Annotated in this window: 17 protein-coding genes; 7 read left to right on the forward strand and 10 right to left on the reverse strand. The window is 69.4% G+C overall.

Annotated features, from left to right (window positions below; translation table 11 throughout):
• Nucleotides 1–32: 32 nt before the first annotated feature.
• Nucleotides 33–1,253: an alginate lyase family protein gene (locus tag HJD23_RS01415; RefSeq protein ID WP_171107881.1), complete on the reverse strand. Its 1,221-nt coding sequence runs from the start codon at nucleotides 1,251–1,253 to the stop codon at nucleotides 33–35.
• 210 nt (nucleotides 1,254–1,463) lie between these two features.
• Here HJD23_RS01415 and HJD23_RS01420 point away from each other — a divergent pair, with 210 nt between their 5' ends.
• Nucleotides 1,464–3,107 (forward strand): GMC oxidoreductase, encoded by a 1,644-nt coding sequence (locus HJD23_RS01420; RefSeq protein WP_171107883.1) that lies wholly within the window; start codon nucleotides 1,464–1,466, stop codon nucleotides 3,105–3,107.
• A gap of 6 nt (nucleotides 3,108–3,113) precedes the next feature.
• On the opposite strand, the gene HJD23_RS01425 is transcribed toward HJD23_RS01420, so the two are convergent.
• Complete coding sequence (locus HJD23_RS01425) at nucleotides 3,114–3,593, reverse strand: carboxymuconolactone decarboxylase family protein (RefSeq protein WP_171111365.1); 480 nt, start codon at nucleotides 3,591–3,593, stop codon at nucleotides 3,114–3,116.
• A 9-nt stretch (nucleotides 3,594–3,602) separates the two neighbouring features.
• Nucleotides 3,603–4,679, reverse strand: a complete 1,077-nt coding sequence (locus HJD23_RS01430; protein ID WP_171107885.1) for a dihydrodipicolinate reductase — start codon at nucleotides 4,677–4,679, stop codon at nucleotides 3,603–3,605.
• A gap of 305 nt (nucleotides 4,680–4,984) precedes the next feature.
• Between HJD23_RS01430 and HJD23_RS01435 the strand changes: the two genes are divergently transcribed.
• The 4 genes from HJD23_RS01435 to HJD23_RS01450 all read left to right on the forward strand — a co-directional run bounded on the left by HJD23_RS01435 (nucleotide 4,985) and on the right by HJD23_RS01450 (nucleotide 8,510).
• A complete protein-coding gene (locus HJD23_RS01435; RefSeq protein WP_171107886.1) occupies nucleotides 4,985–5,677 on the forward strand; it encodes a GAF and ANTAR domain-containing protein in 693 nt (230 codons plus the stop codon).
• A 223-nt stretch (nucleotides 5,678–5,900) separates the two neighbouring features.
• Complete coding sequence (locus tag HJD23_RS01440) at nucleotides 5,901–6,950, forward strand: YihY/virulence factor BrkB family protein (RefSeq protein WP_171107888.1); 1,050 nt, start codon at nucleotides 5,901–5,903, stop codon at nucleotides 6,948–6,950.
• A gap of 98 nt (nucleotides 6,951–7,048) precedes the next feature.
• On the forward strand, nucleotides 7,049–7,966 hold the full coding sequence (locus tag HJD23_RS01445) for an NADP-dependent oxidoreductase (RefSeq protein WP_171107890.1): 918 nt from the start codon (nucleotides 7,049–7,051) through the stop codon (nucleotides 7,964–7,966).
• A gap of 70 nt (nucleotides 7,967–8,036) precedes the next feature.
• Nucleotides 8,037–8,510 carry a VOC family protein gene (locus HJD23_RS01450; RefSeq protein WP_171107892.1) on the forward strand — a complete coding sequence of 158 codons (474 nt, stop codon included), beginning with the start codon at nucleotides 8,037–8,039 and terminating at the stop codon, nucleotides 8,508–8,510.
• 18 nt (nucleotides 8,511–8,528) lie between these two features.
• Here the strand turns inward: HJD23_RS01450 and HJD23_RS01455 are convergent, their stop codons facing one another.
• The 4 genes from HJD23_RS01455 to HJD23_RS01470 are packed head-to-tail and all read right to left on the reverse strand — an operon-like array spanning nucleotide 8,529 to nucleotide 10,783.
• Entirely contained in the window at nucleotides 8,529–9,173 is a 645-nt protein-coding gene (locus HJD23_RS01455; RefSeq protein ID WP_171107894.1) for an RraA family protein, read from the reverse strand.
• Nucleotides 9,170–9,448 (reverse strand): DUF6510 family protein, encoded by a 279-nt coding sequence (locus HJD23_RS01460; protein ID WP_171107896.1) that lies wholly within the window; start codon nucleotides 9,446–9,448, stop codon nucleotides 9,170–9,172. The genes HJD23_RS01455 and HJD23_RS01460 overlap by 4 nt, the downstream gene beginning before the upstream one ends.
• A 13-nt stretch (nucleotides 9,449–9,461) precedes the next feature.
• Nucleotides 9,462–10,214 (reverse strand): ferredoxin reductase, encoded by a 753-nt coding sequence (locus HJD23_RS01465; protein WP_171107898.1) that lies wholly within the window; start codon nucleotides 10,212–10,214, stop codon nucleotides 9,462–9,464.
• Nucleotides 10,184–10,783, reverse strand: coding sequence for a sulfite oxidase-like oxidoreductase (locus tag HJD23_RS01470; RefSeq protein WP_171107900.1), 600 nt, complete (start codon nucleotides 10,781–10,783; stop codon nucleotides 10,184–10,186). The genes HJD23_RS01465 and HJD23_RS01470 overlap by 31 nt, the downstream gene beginning before the upstream one ends.
• An 83-nt stretch (nucleotides 10,784–10,866) precedes the next feature.
• Here HJD23_RS01470 and HJD23_RS01475 point away from each other — a divergent pair, with 83 nt between their 5' ends.
• Together HJD23_RS01475 and HJD23_RS01480 are read left to right on the forward strand one after the other, a co-directional pair.
• Complete coding sequence (locus tag HJD23_RS01475) at nucleotides 10,867–11,772, forward strand: NmrA family NAD(P)-binding protein (protein ID WP_171107902.1); 906 nt, start codon at nucleotides 10,867–10,869, stop codon at nucleotides 11,770–11,772.
• A gap of 74 nt (nucleotides 11,773–11,846) precedes the next feature.
• Nucleotides 11,847–12,296 carry an OsmC family protein gene (locus HJD23_RS01480; RefSeq protein ID WP_171107903.1) on the forward strand — a complete coding sequence of 150 codons (450 nt, stop codon included), beginning with the start codon at nucleotides 11,847–11,849 and terminating at the stop codon, nucleotides 12,294–12,296.
• A 76-nt stretch (nucleotides 12,297–12,372) separates the two neighbouring features.
• Here the strand turns inward: HJD23_RS01480 and HJD23_RS01485 are convergent, their stop codons facing one another.
• From HJD23_RS01485 to HJD23_RS01495, 3 genes are read right to left on the reverse strand one after another with little or no spacing between them, the layout of a single operon-like run.
• Nucleotides 12,373–13,872 carry a tripartite tricarboxylate transporter permease gene (locus tag HJD23_RS01485; RefSeq protein WP_171107905.1) on the reverse strand — a complete coding sequence of 500 codons (1,500 nt, stop codon included), beginning with the start codon at nucleotides 13,870–13,872 and terminating at the stop codon, nucleotides 12,373–12,375.
• A gap of 1 nt (nucleotide 13,873) precedes the next feature.
• Complete coding sequence (locus tag HJD23_RS01490) at nucleotides 13,874–14,413, reverse strand: tripartite tricarboxylate transporter TctB family protein (protein ID WP_171107908.1); 540 nt, start codon at nucleotides 14,411–14,413, stop codon at nucleotides 13,874–13,876.
• On the reverse strand, nucleotides 14,410–15,393 hold the full coding sequence (locus HJD23_RS01495) for a tripartite tricarboxylate transporter substrate binding protein (RefSeq protein WP_240980963.1): 984 nt from the start codon (nucleotides 15,391–15,393) through the stop codon (nucleotides 14,410–14,412). The genes HJD23_RS01490 and HJD23_RS01495 overlap by 4 nt, the downstream gene beginning before the upstream one ends.
• Nucleotides 15,394–15,406: the final 13 nt, after the last annotated feature.

A 15,406-nucleotide genomic window follows, 5' to 3' on the forward strand; every position in this document is an offset into this window, starting at 1 on the left:
GGTCCGCCCGCCCCACGGTGGGTCGGGGCGGGTCAGTCGGGGTTGTCCCCGTGCGTGAGGGTCTCCCAGGCCACGAAGAGGTTGTTGCTGCCGGACGGGCGGTTGCGCTGGGTCAGTGCCTGGGTGTTGGTCATGGCGTGGCCGAGCCGGTTGTGCAGGGCGTTGTAGCCGACCTCGGTGACCGGCCCGAGCCCCAGGTGCAGGGAACCGCCGCACAGCCAGCTCGGGACGGCCGCGCCCATCTCGTACTTGGCCTGGAAGCCGAGCGCGTGCCGCAGCCGTTCGCCGACGTCCGTGCCGTAGAGGTCCTGGCCCTGGATGCGGCTGGTCTCGGCGACGTGGGAGATGGCGGAGATGCCGTAGCCGGTGTGGGTGAGGTCGCGGCAGGTCTCCTGGGTGAGGCCGGTGACGAAGGTGGACTGGCCCTGCCAGTACTTGACGATCTTCTCCCGGGTGTTGAGGTTCTGGCTCGGGACCGTCTTCGGCAGGTCGCCGTCGGAGGCGAGGTAGACGTAGGCGGCGGTGCGGGTGCGGAACTTCGCCATGGCCTTGTCGTACGAGGCCCTGTCCTCCAGGAAGACGGAGATGCCGATCGCGGCCTCCATCATCGACAGCTCCCAGTTTCCGTTGGAGTTCGAGCCGTTGATGATCTCGGGGAGGTAGACGGTGCGGAGCATGGTGGCGAAGCGGCCGGAGTTCGCCCAGCCGCCGGTGTACGTGTACTTGATGATCTCGGCGGCCTTGGGCCAGGAGGAGCCCGCCCAGCCGGTCTGGAGCGGGGCGTTGCTGTTGGTGTGGTCGCGGATCACGGCCGACCAGGCGTCCATCAGCTCGATGGCCTTGCGGGCGTGCCGCTCGTCGCGCGTGATGTACCAGGCGAGGGCGTGCGTGTAAGCGGCGATCGCGTCCTCGCGCTCGTCGGTGCAGCCGTAGTTGGGGTTGGAGTACGAGCCGCACTCGACGACCGCGCGGGGCTTGGGGGTGCGGTTCAGGTCGGCGTACCTGCCGGCCGTCATCCGGTCGAAGGCGCCCTTCCAGGGCTGGGCGCCGGCGTTGACCTTGCTCCGGGCGAAGTCCAACTGGCTCTTGGAGACGGTCACTCCGGGGTGGACGAAGGTGGCGGGGGCGGCGTCGGCGCGGGGCGCGCCGGGACCGGCGAGCACCGTGGCCACAAGGGCGGCCGCGGTGGCGGTGGTTGCGACGAGGAGCGAGCGGCGAAGCCTGCGGCGGGGTCGAACGGGTGCGTCTGCCATGAGGGTCCGTTCTTGTATGTGAACGTCGGGTGAATGACTGAACGCGCGCGCTGGCCGTGACCATAGGTACGGACCAGCCTTCCGTCAAGACGCAAGGAAAGGCGAGACGTCGGGGGTGGGGCGCGAAAAGTTACCTATAGGTATGTCGTGACTTCGTATGCCGACGGCAGTAGAACCCGTTTCGATTCACTCGAAAACGAGGAGTGCCGTATGAGCGCTGACCTCCAGAACAGACCCCCACTAAACGGAATCTCCCGCCGCCGATTCATCGCTGGAACGAGTTTCATTACGGGCGCTGCGGTGATCGGCGGCCACAACTCTCCGTCCCTGGCGGCCCAGCAACAGAACACCGCCGTCATCGAACCGGGTGCGCGGATTCCGGTCCTGGTGATCGGCACCGGATACGGCGGCTCGGTCGCCGCTCTCCGGCTCGCGCAGGCCGGTGTCGCAGTCCACATGGCCGAACTGGGAATGGCGTGGGACACCTCGGGTCCGGACGGAAGGATCTTCGCCAACACCACCAGCCCCGACTATCGATCGTTCTGGCTGCGCACCAGAACCAAACAACCCATCAGCAACTTCCTGGGCTATCCGCTCGACAAGGACGTGCCCCGCTACACCGGCATTCTCGATGCCGAGGAAATGGGCGGGATCACGGTCTATCAGGGACGCGGAGTCGGCGGCGGATCACTCGTCAACGGCGGCATGGCCGTGACGCCGAAGCGGGAGAACTTCGGCGCCGTGCTGCCGTCCGTCGACGCCGACGAGATGTACGACGTGTACTACCCGCGCGCCAACACCGAACTCGGCGTCAGCACCATCGACCCGGCCTGGTTCGAGACGACGGCGTGCTACCAGTACGCCCGGGTGGGCCGCAAACACGCCCAGCGCTCCGGGTTTCCCTTCGTCTTCGTCCCGGACGTCTACGACTGGGACTACATGAAGCAGGAGGCCGCCGGTACGGTCCCGAAATCGGCGCTGGCCGGCGAGATCCTCTACGGCAACAACCACGGCAAGAAGACCCTCCAGCAGACCTATCTCGCCCGGGCCCGGGCGACCGGAAAGGTCACCGTCTCGCCGCTGCACAGGGTCGTCTCCGTGGCTCCCGCGGCCGCCGGCGGCTACACGGTCGGCATGGAGCAACTCGACACCGGCGGCGCCGTCACGGCCACGAAAACGGTCACCGCGGGCCGCGTGTTCTTCGCCGCCGGGAGCGTCGGCACCAGCAAGCTTCTGGTCCGGCTGAAGGCGACCGGCGCGCTGCCCGGCCTGAACGGCGAGATCGGCAGGGGCTGGGGCGACAACGGCAATGTCATGTGCGGTCGGGCCAATCACATGTGGGATCCCACCGGCGCCCTGCAATCCGCGATTCCCACCGCGGGTATCGACAACTGGGCCGCGGGCGGCGCCTTCGCCGAAGTCGCGCCGCTGCCCACCGGAATCGAGACGTACGCCTCCTTCTATCTGTCGATCACCAGGAATCCGCACCGCGCGGAGTTCTCGTGGAACCCGGCGAGCGGAAAGGTGGAACTCAACTGGCAGACGACCTGGAAGCAACCGTCCATCACCATGGCCAAGTCGATATTCGACCGGATCAACGCGAAAGAGGGCACGATCTACCGCACCGATCTCTTCGGCGCGTACAAGATCTGGGGCGACCACCTCACCTACCATCCCCTGGGCGGCGCGGTGCTGAACAAGGCGACCGACAACTACGGCCGCCTGCACGGCCATTCCGGCCTCTATGTCATCGACGGGGCGCTCATTCCGGGCAACACGAGCGTGAACCCCTTCGTCACCATCACGGCGCTCGCCGAACGGAACATCGAGGAGATCATCGCCGCCGACTTCTGAACCGCCTCAACGCTGGGGCAGGACACAGACGCTGTCCAGCCCCAGCACATGGTTGAGCCGGCCGAACGCCAGCCAGGACCCGATGCTCATGGTGAGCTCCACGATCTCCGCCTGGCTGTAGTGGGCCGTCATCCGGCACCAGAAGTCCTCGTTGAGGCCGTGGTGGTCCAGGGCGTAGCGCTCGGCGTACTCGGCGGCCAGGCGGGTGCGTTCGTCGAAGGCGTCCGTGGTGCGCCAGGCGGTGACCGCCTCCAAGAAGTCGTCCGCCACCTTCCGGCCGTCGCGCTCGGTGCGCCAGTCCAGGCAGAAGGCGCAGCCGTTGATCTGGGCGATGCGCAGCCGCGCCGCCTCGAACTCGCGCAGGCCCAGAGTGGTGTGGGCGTACACGGCCAGCGAGAAGTTCGACGCCGCCGCGCCGATCTCGGGGACCATCTCGCCCCACACGTACGGGATGGGGTCAGCTCCGTCGGGGATGTCGATGCGCAGGGTCACCGGTCAGGTCCTTCCCAGTCGGCCCGCCGCGGGGCGCAGCGGGACGTCGAGCGCGTCGTAGAGGCCGGGTTTGGCCTCGGTGAGCCAGTCGATGGCGTTGACCAGGCGGCCGGCGGCGGTGGCGTTGCCGCCCGCCGACCGGTTCCCGCCCTCGTCGCTCGCCTCGACGGTGACCTCGATACGGGGGCGGCCCTCGATGACGACCCGGTGCGCTCCGGCGCCGCCGTCGGGGGGCTGCGGCCAGTCCGGGGCGCAGGATGCGTGGATGCGGGTGACGTGCTCCACGACGATGCGGGGCCGTCCGCCGACAAGGCCCTGCACCTCGAAGCGCACGGCGCCCTGGGTACCGGCCGCGAACTCGCCCATGGTGGGCGTGGTGACGGTGGCCTGCAGGGGGCGCCGCTCCAAGGTCTCCCGTATCTCGTCCAGTTCGACGCCCAGCCCTTTGGCCATCATCCGCAGCTGCCCGCCCCACACCATGGTCGGCACGCCCTCGGCGAGCATCGGCGGCCGGTAGTCCATCGGATGCCCCATGCCGACCAGGTGCCGTACCGAGTCCTCCTGGTCGTACGTGGCGTAGTCGAAGATCTCCTGACAGCGCACCGTGTCGATCCGCGAGCCGAGGCCGGTGATCAGCAGGGGCACGATGTCGTTCGCCCAGCCGGGGTCCACGCCGGAGACGAACAGGGACCCTCCGCCCGCCGCGACGGCCTCCAGCAGCGGCTCCCTGATCTCGGGCGGGGCGCCCCGGTGGTCGTACATCCCGTACACGGACGGGGTGACGACGACCGCCCCGGCCCGGACCGCCCGTCCGATGTCCCGCAGGGCCTCGTCGGGTCGTACGTCCCCGGAGGCCGCGTACACGACCGCGCGGGGGCCGGTCGCGAGCACCGCGGGGACGTCGTCGGTCGCCGGTACGCCGAGCCGGCGGCCCAGTCCGCTCAGGTCGCCCGCGTCCCGGCCGACCTTGGCGGGGTCGGCGACCAGCACGGCCGCGAGGCCCAGCGACGGATGCGCGTCGACGGCACGGATGGCCGCGCGGCCGACATTGCCCGTACCCCACACAACCGTGGAAATCATGGGCGGAGGGTAGCCAGGCGTGGCAAAGGTTCCCAGAGCCGTGCGGGGAGATCTTTCCGGACCGAAAAGGGATCTTTTGCCGGAACCGGCGACAGCGGAGTGGACAGCAGGTCGGCGAGATCGTGAGCGTCCGTGTCGAAGTGCGCTCCGCGATCGAGGGGTAGGCTGCGGGCAGGACAGCCGAGGCGATGCTCGGTCGTGCTCCGACCGGTGCGTGAATGGCCGGGTCCGGCGGGTCGGTCCCGGCGGTCGGCCTTCGGGTTCCTTCCGACGCGAAGGTACGACGAGCGGGACGGTGGACACGGATGGACTGGCGTGCGTTTGCCGAAGAGATGGCCGAGCTCGCCCGGCATCTGCTGGCGCAGGGCTCCACGCAGGAGACGCTCGACGCGATCGCCGAGCGGGGCGTGGAGTTGCTCGACGGGTGCGACGCGGCCGGGGTCCTGGCCGTACGCAAGGGCCGGGCGGTGACGCTGTCGGCGTGCGGGGACATGGCCGTGGAGTCCGACCGGTTGCAGGGTGAACTGGGTGAGGGGCCGTGCTTCGACGCCGCCCGTCGTACCAACGGTGAGCGGCTGTTCCGGATCACCGACATGACCAAGCCGCAGCCGGAGTGGCCGCGCTTCGCGCCCGCCGCCCGCGAACTGGGTGTGGGCAGCATGATGGGCTTCCTGCTCTACACCCGGGACGACGAGTTCGGCGCGCTCAACCTCTACTCCGGCCGGCCCGGCGCCTTCACACCCGAGATGGAGACGGCCGGCTGGCTGCTCGCCTCACACGCCGCCGTGGCCCTGGCCAGCGCCCGCACGGTCGACCAGCTCGAACACGCCCTCGACACCCGGCACGCCATCGGCGAGGCCATGGGCATCCTGCGCGAGCGGCACCACCTGAGCGAGGACGAGGCCTTCGACGCACTGCGGCGCATCTCCCAGACCCACAACGTCAAGCTGCGCGACGTCGCCCAGTCAATCCGCGCCAGGGCCGTCCCGGAACGCTGAGCCCGCCGCATCCGCCAAGGCCCACGCGGCGATGTTCGGAATGCCGACAAGGGCGATTCAGCCGCGCGCGAGGAGGGGTACCTGGAGGGCAGACGAAGCCGGTGCCGCGGAATCAGCTTCGTCAGGTGTCGTGGTTCGGACCAGAGCCACGGCACCGCCGTGTCCGTCCACGCCGCCGTGACCGGGCACTCTTAGGACGGCGGGCTCGGGTTACTCGGCGGCCATGGTGAAGCTGCATCTCCCAGGGCGTAAAGATCACCGCGACGGAGCGAATCCGGCTGACGGGGCCGGGCCCCCGCCGGAGGTGGAACGGGCCGCGCCCGACTCGCCGACGAAGCTGCCGATGCGGTCGTGGGGCGCGGTGCTGAAGGGAAGCCTGCGCGAGTTCAAGGACGACGAGCTGGCCGACCGCGCGGCGGCCCTGACGTACTTCACGGTGCTGTCGCTGTTCCCGGCACTGCTGGTGCTCGTGTCGCTGCTGGGCGTCACCAGCCGGTCCGTCACGGACCGGCTGCTGGACGAGCTCCAGCAGTTCGCCCCCGGCGCCGGCCGGGACATCATCACGCAGGCCGTGCAGCAACTGCAGAACAACGCCGGCATCGGCTCGATCATGGCCGTCGTCGGCCTGGTGCTGGCCGTGTGGTCGGCGTCGGGCTATGTGGCGGCGTTCATGCGCACCTCGAACGCCGTGTACGACATCCCCGAGGGGCGGCCGATGTGGAAGATCCTGCCGGTGCGCCTCGGGCTGACCGTCGTCCTGATGGTGCTGGCCGTGATCAGTGCGGTGATCGTGGTCTTCACGGGCGGTCTGGCCCGCCGGGCCGGGGACGCCCTGGGCCTGGGCGACGCCGCACTGACGGCGTGGTCGATCGCCAAGTGGCCGGTCCTGGTCCTGCTGGTCACGCTCATGATCGCGACCCTGTACTGGGCCAGCCCGAACGCCAAGGTCAGGGGGTGGCGCTGGATCACGCCGGGCAGCTTCCTGGCGCTGCTGATCTGGATGATCGCCTCCGCGGGCTTCGCCTTCTACGTCGCCAACTTCGGCTCGTACAACAAGACGTACGGCACGATGGCGGGCGTCATCATCTTCCTCATCTGGCTGTGGGTGACCAACCTGGCCATCCTCCTCGGTCTGGAGTTCGACGCCGAAACCGCACGTCAGCGAGCCATCGCCGGCGGCCATCCCCCCGAGGCCGAGCCGTACACCGAGCCGCGGGACACCCGCGCGTGGGACGAGCAGGACCGGCGGAGAGTGGACGGCGGAACCTCCTGACCGCTTCGACGCACGTGTGCCGCCCCGGATCGCCCCACAGGCCCCACGCCGTCATCCTGGAGAGGTAGGGACTCGCCTCGCTGCCGGAGGGAGGGGCGATGAAGGCCGTACGAACCCACGATCGTGACGCGGCTGTGGACGGCCTGGTCGTGGAGGAGGCACCGTACCCGTACGTGGGCGAGGGCGATGTCATCGTCAGGGTGCGCGCGGCCTGCTTCACCCCGACCGAGCTGGACTGGCCGGCCACTTGGGTCGACCGGGGCGGCAGGGACCGAGCGCCCGTCATTCCAGGACACGAGGTGTCCGGTGAGGTCGCCGAGGTAGCGGTCGGCACGACCGGGCTGTCGGCCGGCCAACGTGTCATGGGGCTCACCGACTGGAACCGGGACGGCACTCTCGCGGAGTACGTCGCGGTGGAGGCGCGCAATCTGGCACCGCTGCCCGCGGGAATCGACCACATGCAGGGGGCGGCTCTGCCGATGCCGGGCCTGACCGCCTGGCAGGGCCTCTTCGTGCACGGAAGGCTGGAGGCCGGGCAGAGCGTGCTGGTGCACGGAGCGGCAGGGGGCGTGGGAATGGCCGCGACTCAGCTTGCCGGCGATGCCGGGGCGCGTGTGATCGGGACGGGGCGCGGCAGGAACCGGGACGTGGTGATGGAGTTCGGCGCAGAGGTGTTCCTCGACCTCGAACAGCCGGGGTGGGAGGACGCCGTGGGGCGCGTCGACCTCGTCTTCGACGCCATCGGCGGGGACGTACTCGACCGCTCGGCCGCCCTGCTCAGGCCCGGCGGCACCCTGGTGACCATCGCCGAGCCCCCGACCGTACGGCCCGAGGACGGCCGGGCCATGTACTTCATCGTCGAACCCGACCGTGGTCACCTCCTGGAGATCCTCCGCAAGCACCGGGAGGGCCGGCTGCGCCCGTTGGTGGGCGCAGTCCATCCCCTCGACCAAGCGCCGGAGGCGTTCCGCGCGAAGAAGGGAACAGCCGGCAAGACGGTCATTCGAGTTGCGTGAGCTCACGCAGAGGCCGGAAGACGCGGTCGCCGAGAACGAGAAGTAAGCCAAAGGAAGAAGATGGCCCCCCATGGATCTGAAGCTCGAACTCATCGTGCTGCCCGTCTCCGACGTCGATCGGGCCAAGGCCTTCTACGAGGCCGCGGGATTCCGTCTGGACCTCGATGCCGCGCCCAGTGAGGGCTGGCGCGCGGTACACCTCACGCCGCCCGGTTCGGAGTGCTCGATCATCTTCGGCAAGGGGCTCACCCGCGCCGCGCCGGGCTCGGTGCAGGGCCTGTACCTCGTCGTCTTGGACATCGAGGAGGCCCGCGCGGAGCTCGTCGGCCGAGGCATCGAGGTGAGCGAGGTGTTCCACGATGACGGAGGCATCTTCTACCACGGCCATGAGGCCGGCGGGGTCGTCCACCAAGGCCAGGACCAGGGGCGGTTGGCCGGCCCGCACCCCGACCGTGCCTCCTACGGCTCCTACGCCACCTTCAACGACCCGGACGGCAACGGCTGGGTGCTCCAGGAGGTCAAGCAGCGGGCCCCCGGCCGCTGACACTTGGTCCGCGGCGCCCTACCGGGACCTGTCAGCGGAGCCTTCTTGGCGGACTCCCTCGACGTAGGCCGCCTCGACCTGGGCGACGCGGTTGGCTTCTTCGAACACGCTGACGACCTGTGCGGCGGGGACGACGACAGCGCCGGACGCGTCCGCGAACACGTAGTCACCCGGGCGGACGGTCACGCCGGACACGACGACCGGCCGGTTGGCCTCGAAGGGCGTGACGACATCGCCGCCCCACTTGGTCGTCTGCCCCAAGCAGTAGACGGCCAAGTCGTACGTCGCGATGTCGACGAAATCCCGAAGACGACCGTCGGCCAGGACGCCCGCGAGACCGTGCGCCGCCACCAGCGACAGCTTTGATCCGCCCCCGAGGGATACGTCGGTATGCCCGTTGCTCGCCAGGACCAGCACGCGGCCCTGTGCGCCCTGCCGGATGGCCTCACGGAACAGTCGGGAGAAGGTGTACTGCTCAGGTGGGAGCGCTTCCTTGCACGAGGGGAGATAAGAGATCGTTATCGCCGGGCCCAGGAGGACGCGCCCCGGGGTCGGGCTCACCAGGTCGTTGATGTGACACCGATGGCGGTGCATCCGTCCCATGGCATCGACGACGTCGGGGGTACGTACGCGCGAGGCGAGTTCTTGCACACGGTCGTTCATGTCTGTACCGGTACCGGCATCCGGACGTAAGCCAGTCCGCCGGCGTCGAGCCACATCTGGGTGGGAGAGCGGACCAGGCGAAGCAGGACGCTGTCGCAGCCGGGGCAGCGCAGCACCATCCCCGGACCGCCGAGGTAAGCGTGCGTTTGGGCAAGCACCATCTGTTCGCTGCAGCCGCGGCACTGTCCGGACGCCATGGTCATATCGGTTCCGAACAGAGACTCGAGCTCCCCGGCGGCGGCGTTGCCGTCGAGGAAGTCAGGCGTCAGGCTCATGGAGATTCGCTCCTTATCCGCTGGGTCCGAAACGCTCGGTTCGGATACGGCCCGGGTGGTGGCCGAGGGCCACCAGCAGTCCGGCGGCCGTCTCGACAAATCCGGTGGAACCGCAGACGTAGCAAGTGGGCTCGAAGTCCGGTGGCCACCCGGCGCCTGACAGGTCGGAAGCGGTGAAACGCCCGGGAGGACGCGGCCACTCCGGTGGGGTCGAGCGGCTGTAGAGGTACGTCTTGTCGAGGCCCGGGTCGTCCCGTCTCAACTCGGGGACGAAGAGCTGGTACTCAGGGCTGCGTACGGAGTACACCAGCCTGAAGGGCGTGCGGCTGCCGACCGCGCGGCGCATGCGGATCATCGCCATGAGGGGTACCACGCCGGAGCCGCCGGCGACGAGCAGAATCGGTTCCTTCTGCTCGGGCCGCCACACGAACCAGCCTCCGACCGGCCCACGCAGTTCCACCACGTCGCCCACTGCGAGTTCGTCCGTCAGGTACGGGGAGACCTCGCCGTCGTCGACACGCTGAACGGTCAACTCGACGCTCTCGCCGTCGGGCGCCGACGCCAGTGAGTAACTGCGCTGGGTGGAGTAGCCGTCCTCCGCCGTGAGCCGCAGATCGACATGCTGCCCAGCCAGATGACCCGGCCAGTCCGGCACCTCGAACACGAGGGTGCGCGCAACCTGGGACTCGCTGCGCCGATCAGCCAGACGGGCGGGCTTCCAGCGCAGTCGGCCGCCTAGTCGCCCTGGTACCGCTGCTCGCGCCATGGGTCCCCATAATCGTGGTAGCCGATGTTTTCCCAGAAACCCCGCTCATCGTCGTCGAGCAACTGAATTCCGCGCACCCACTTGGCGGACTTCCAGAAGTACAGGTGCGGAATCAGCAGTCGGGCGGGGCCGCCGTGTTCCGGCGCGAGTTCCTCACCGTCGTATCGGTAGGCGACCCATGCCTGCCCGTCGAGGAGGTCCTCCAGGGGCACGTTGGTGGTGTAGTCACCGTAGGAGTGAACAAGCGCATACTCAGCACCGGTCTCGACGGACTCCAAAAGGACGTCCAAGGACACTCCTTGCCACTCCGTGTCGAACTTCGACCACTTGGTGACACAATGCAGGTCGACGGTCGGTGTCTCGGCGGGCAACGCCGTGAAATCGGCCCAGTTCCAGATGTGCCGTGCGCCCGTCTCCGTGCGTATGGTGAACTCCCATTCGTCGAGGTCCACCGTGGGTGTGGGTCCGGCGGACAGAACGGGGAAGTCGGCGGTCTCGTACTGCCCAGGAGGAAGTTTGTGCCGCGCATCGCGCGCCCGGCCGTGAAATCCGCGTGAAATGATGGGCATGTCGTGCCCCTTGTTCTTCGAATTGGGCCTTTCCCATTCTCCCGGACACCGCACAGCAAAGCATCTCGGCAGGAGCTTGATCGATGGTCGCCAGCAACCTGGTTCTCCTCGGCAACGCCGGTGACGTGGGCCGCGCGGTCCTCGAGCAACTGCGCGCACAGGACGTGCCCGTGCGCGTCATGGTGCGTCGCGACGACGAACGGGCGGCTGAGCTGCGTGGCCTCGGCGGGGAGGTCGTCCTCGGCGATCTGACCCGGCCCGAGAGCGTCGCGGCGGCGCTGGAGGGCGTCGGCAGGATGTACTTCGCCATGCCCGTATCACCGGACCATCTGCTGGCCGCGACCGTGGTGGCCAGCGTGGCGCGCGAGCACGGAGACCTGGACGCACTGGTGGGCATGTCCCAGATGACGGTGTCGCAGATGACCGCCACCAGCACCGCCGAGTCGCGCCAGCAGCGCCTGCACTGGCTGGCGGAGCAGGTACTGAACTGGTCGGGCCTGCCGGTGGTACACATCAGGCCGACGTCGTTCCTGGACAACCCGCTGTTCACCGTGCTGCCGGCCCGCACCATCCGGGAGAGCGGCACGATCGCGCTGCCGTTCGGCACTGGGCGCACCTCGCCGGTCGCCGTGGAGGACGTCGCGCGAGTCGTCGCCACCGTGCTGCGAGACCCGGGCCCGCACATCGGACGTGTCTACGAGCTCACCGGCCCGCGCTCGGTGGACATGACGGAGATGGCCGAGGAGTTCTCCCGGGCGTTGGGGACTCCGGTGACCTATGTGGACGTCCCGCCGGACGAGTGGCGGGCCGGAGTCCTCGCCAAGGTGGGCCTGCCGTCGCACACCGAAGAGCACATCGCCACCATGGCCCGGCTGCATCGCGAGAACCGCTACGACCGTGCGACGAACGACGTACACCAGGTCACGGGCGTACCTGCTCGATCGGTCGAAGAGTTCGTGGCCGCTCGCAGGGACTTCTACCTGGGCTGAGCCGCGACGTGTGATCGCGCCCCCTCCGGTCGACCGCCGCGGCTCCAGCGCTCCGTGGCACTACTGTCGACGGCATGAGCGAGAAATCCGAGCGATCCGAGCGTTCCGTTGTCGTCGAGCGCACGAGCAGTGGCCACTTCGTCGCGACCAACGCCCGCGGCGGATCGATCAGTTTCGGTACGGCCTCCGGTGCCGGCGGGGACACCGAGTTCACCCCGGTCGAGCTGTTCCTTGCCGCGATCGGGGGCTGCACGGCCGTGGACGTCGATATCGCGACCAGTCGCCATACGGAGCCCACCGAATTCTCCGTCGCGGTGACCGGCGACAAGATCAGCGACGATCTCGGCAACCGCATGGTCGACCTCGCGGTCACCTTCACCGTTGCCTTCCCGGACGGCGAGGGCGCGGACCGCGCACGCGCCATTCTGCCCCGCGCGGTCAGGACCTCCCATGACCGTCTCTGCACGGTCAGCCGCACGGTCGAGACGGGCACTCCCGTGACCGTGACGATCAAGGACGTCTGACGTTCTGCTCAGTGCGCACCGGGGCCGGACCGTTGACCAACGGTGTCCGCCGTACGGCCCGGCCCCGGTGCGGTGGCTACGACGACGCCGCGGTGCGGTCGCGGCGTACGAGCCGCTTCAGCAGCGGCCAGGCCAGCAGCACGACGATCACCGCGTACACGGTCACGGAGAACGGCGTGTTGACCAGGCCGGTGACGCTGCCGTCGCTGATCTGCAGGGCTCGGCGGAGCTGCTGCTCGGCGTTGGGGCCGAGGATGACGCCGATGACGGCGGGCAGCACGGGCAGCCCGTAGCGGCGCATGCCGAAGCCGATCAGCCCGATGATCAGCAGGATCACCAGGTCGATCACCTCGCCGCCGACCGCGTACGCGCCGACGGCCGCGAAGAAGAGGATCCCCGCGTAGAGGTACGGCCGCGGAATGCGCAGCAGCTTCGCCCACAGCGGCGCGAGCGGCAGGTTGAGGGCGAGCAGCAGCACCATGCCGACGAACAGCGAGGCGATCAGGCCCCACACCAGCTCGGGCTCGCGTTCGAAGAGCAGCGGGCCGGGCTGGATGCCGTACTGCTGGAAGGCGGCCAGCATCACCGCGGCGACCGCCGTGGTCGGCAGGCCCAGCGTCAGCATCGACACGAGCGTGCCCGCCGCCGAGGCCGACGCGGCGGACTCGGGTCCGGCGACGCCCTCGATGGCGCCCTTGCCCCACTCGTCCTTGTGCTTCGACAGGCGTTTCTCGGTGACGTAGGAGAGGAAGGTGGGGATCTCGGCGCCGCCCGCGGGGATGGCGCCGAAGGGGAAGCCGATGAACGGGCCGCGCAGCCAGGACTTCCAGGTGCGCCGCACATCGCCGCGCCCCAGCCACGGTCGGCCCACCGGGATCGGCTCGGCCGGCCGGCGCCGCAGATGGGCGGCGACCCACAGGGCCTCGCCGATCGCGAACAGGCCGACCGCGACGATCACGACGTCGATGCCGTCGGCGAGTTGGAGCGAGCCGAAGGTGAGTCTCTGCTGTCCGGTCATCTGGTCCAGGCCCACCAGACCCAGCGTCAGCCCGATGAGCAGGGACGCGAGCCCGCGGATGCGGGAGGAGCCGAGGACGGATGTCACCGCGATGAAAGCGAGCACCATGATGGCGAAGTAGTCGGGTGCGCCGATGTCGACGGCGAGTCGGGCGACCGTCGGGGCGAGTGCGACCAGCAGGATCGTGCCGACCATGCCGCCCGCGAAGTGGCCGATGGCGGCGGCCGCCAGCGCCTGTGCGCCGCGGCCCGACTTGGCCATCGGGTTGCCTTCCATCGCGGCGACCACGGCGGCACTCTCGCCGGGGGTGTTGAGCAGGATCGAGGTGGTGGAGCCGCCGAACATGGCGCCGTAGTAGATGCCCGCGAACATGATGAACGCGCCGATGGGGTCGAGTCCGTACGTCACCGGCAGCAGCAGCGCGACCGCCATGGCCGGGCCGATGCCGGGCAGGACGCCGATCGCGGTGCCGAGCAGCACGCCCAGTGCGGCCCAGAGCAGATTGATCGGGGTCAGTGCCGTGCCGAAGCCGTCCAGCAGGGAGTTGAGGGCGTTCATCTCACAGCGCTCCCATCAGTGGGCCGCCGGGCAGCGGCACTCCGAGCAGGTTGTTGAACACGGCGTAGGTGACGAGGGACAGCACGGCCGCGATGAGCGGGTCGCGGTCGGGGCGGCGGCTGCCGAGGGAGAACGCGGCGCCCCAGAAGAGGAGGGCGCCCGCGATGGGGAAGCCGAGCGGTTCGATGAGGACGGCGGCGCCCAGGAACACGCCGGCGAGCAGCAGGACCGTACGCCAGTCGGCGGGTTCGGACAGGTCGATGTCCTCGCCGGTCTCGGCCTGGCCGCGGCCGCCGCGCAGCACGTCGGCGGCGAGCAGGGCGGCGATGAGCAGCAGTCCGGCGCCGACGACGAGGGGCACGGTTTTGGGGCCGACGGGGCCGCGCTGGGCGATGTCGACGTCCATGGTGAGCGCGTCGGTGAGGACCAGCACGCCGAGGGCCAGCAGCAGGACGCAGACGCCGAGTTCGGAGTGGTCGCGCAGCCAGGAGCGGCGGGCGGAGGCGGGCGCCGGGGGTATGTCGGTGGTCTGAGTCGTCACAGTCCCAGCTCCTTCAGTACCGAGACCACACGCTGGTCCTGGGCGTTCAGGAAGTCCCCGAACTCCTCGCCGGACAGGAAGGCGTCGTCCCAGCCGTTCTGTTTCAGGGACGCCTGCCACTCGGGCGAGTCGTGGAGCTCCTCGATGAGGCGGACGAGTTTGTCGCGCTCGGCGTCGGTCAGGCCGGGCGGGGCGACGATGCCGCGCCAGTTGGTGAAGTTCACGTCGAAGCCCGCCTCCTGGAGGGTGGGCGCGTCCAGGCCGTCGACCCGTTCGGGGCCGGTGACCGCGAGCAGGCGCAGCTCGCCCGCCTTGATCTGGTCGAGGTACTCGCCGACGCCGGAGACGCCGAAGGCGACCTTGTTGCCGAGGATGGAGGCGAGAAGTTCGCCGCCGCCGTCGAACGGGATGTAGTTGACCTGCTTCGGGGAGATCCCGGCGGCCTGCGCCATCAGCATCGGCGCGAGGTGGTCGGGGCCGCCGGGCGAGGAGCCGCCGCCGACCGGGAGTTTGCCGGGGTCGGCCTTCCAGGCGTCGATGAGGTCGTCGATCGTCCGGTACGGCGAGTCCTTGGCGACCACCACGACGTCCTGTTCCTCGGTGAGGCGGGCGATCGGGGTGGTGTCGGCGAGGGTCTTCGGCGCGTCGTTGGAGCGGACGGCGCCGACGACGCCGAGCCCCATCGACATCGCCAGTTTGCCGTTGCCGTGCTCACTGACCAGGCGGGTGAGGCCGACGGTGCCGCCGGCGCCGGGCAGGTTGAACACCTCGATGTTGGAGGTGAGTCCGGCGTCCTCGGCGTTCTTGGCGGCCGTACGGGCGGTGATGTCGTAGCCGCCGCCGGGTGTGTTGGGGACCATGAAGCGCAGGCCGGGGATCTGGGTGCCGGTCTCGGTGCCGCTGCCGGTGGTCAGCAGCGGTGGTCCGAGGAGGACGAGCACGGCGGCCCCGAACAGGGCGAGGGGGGTGCGCAGGCGCACGAGTGCCACCACC

The sequence above is a fragment of the Streptomyces sp. Z423-1 genome (assembly GCF_013009255.1).
GTDB classification, from domain to species: Bacteria; Actinomycetota; Actinomycetes; order Streptomycetales; family Streptomycetaceae; genus Streptomyces; species Streptomyces gossypiisoli.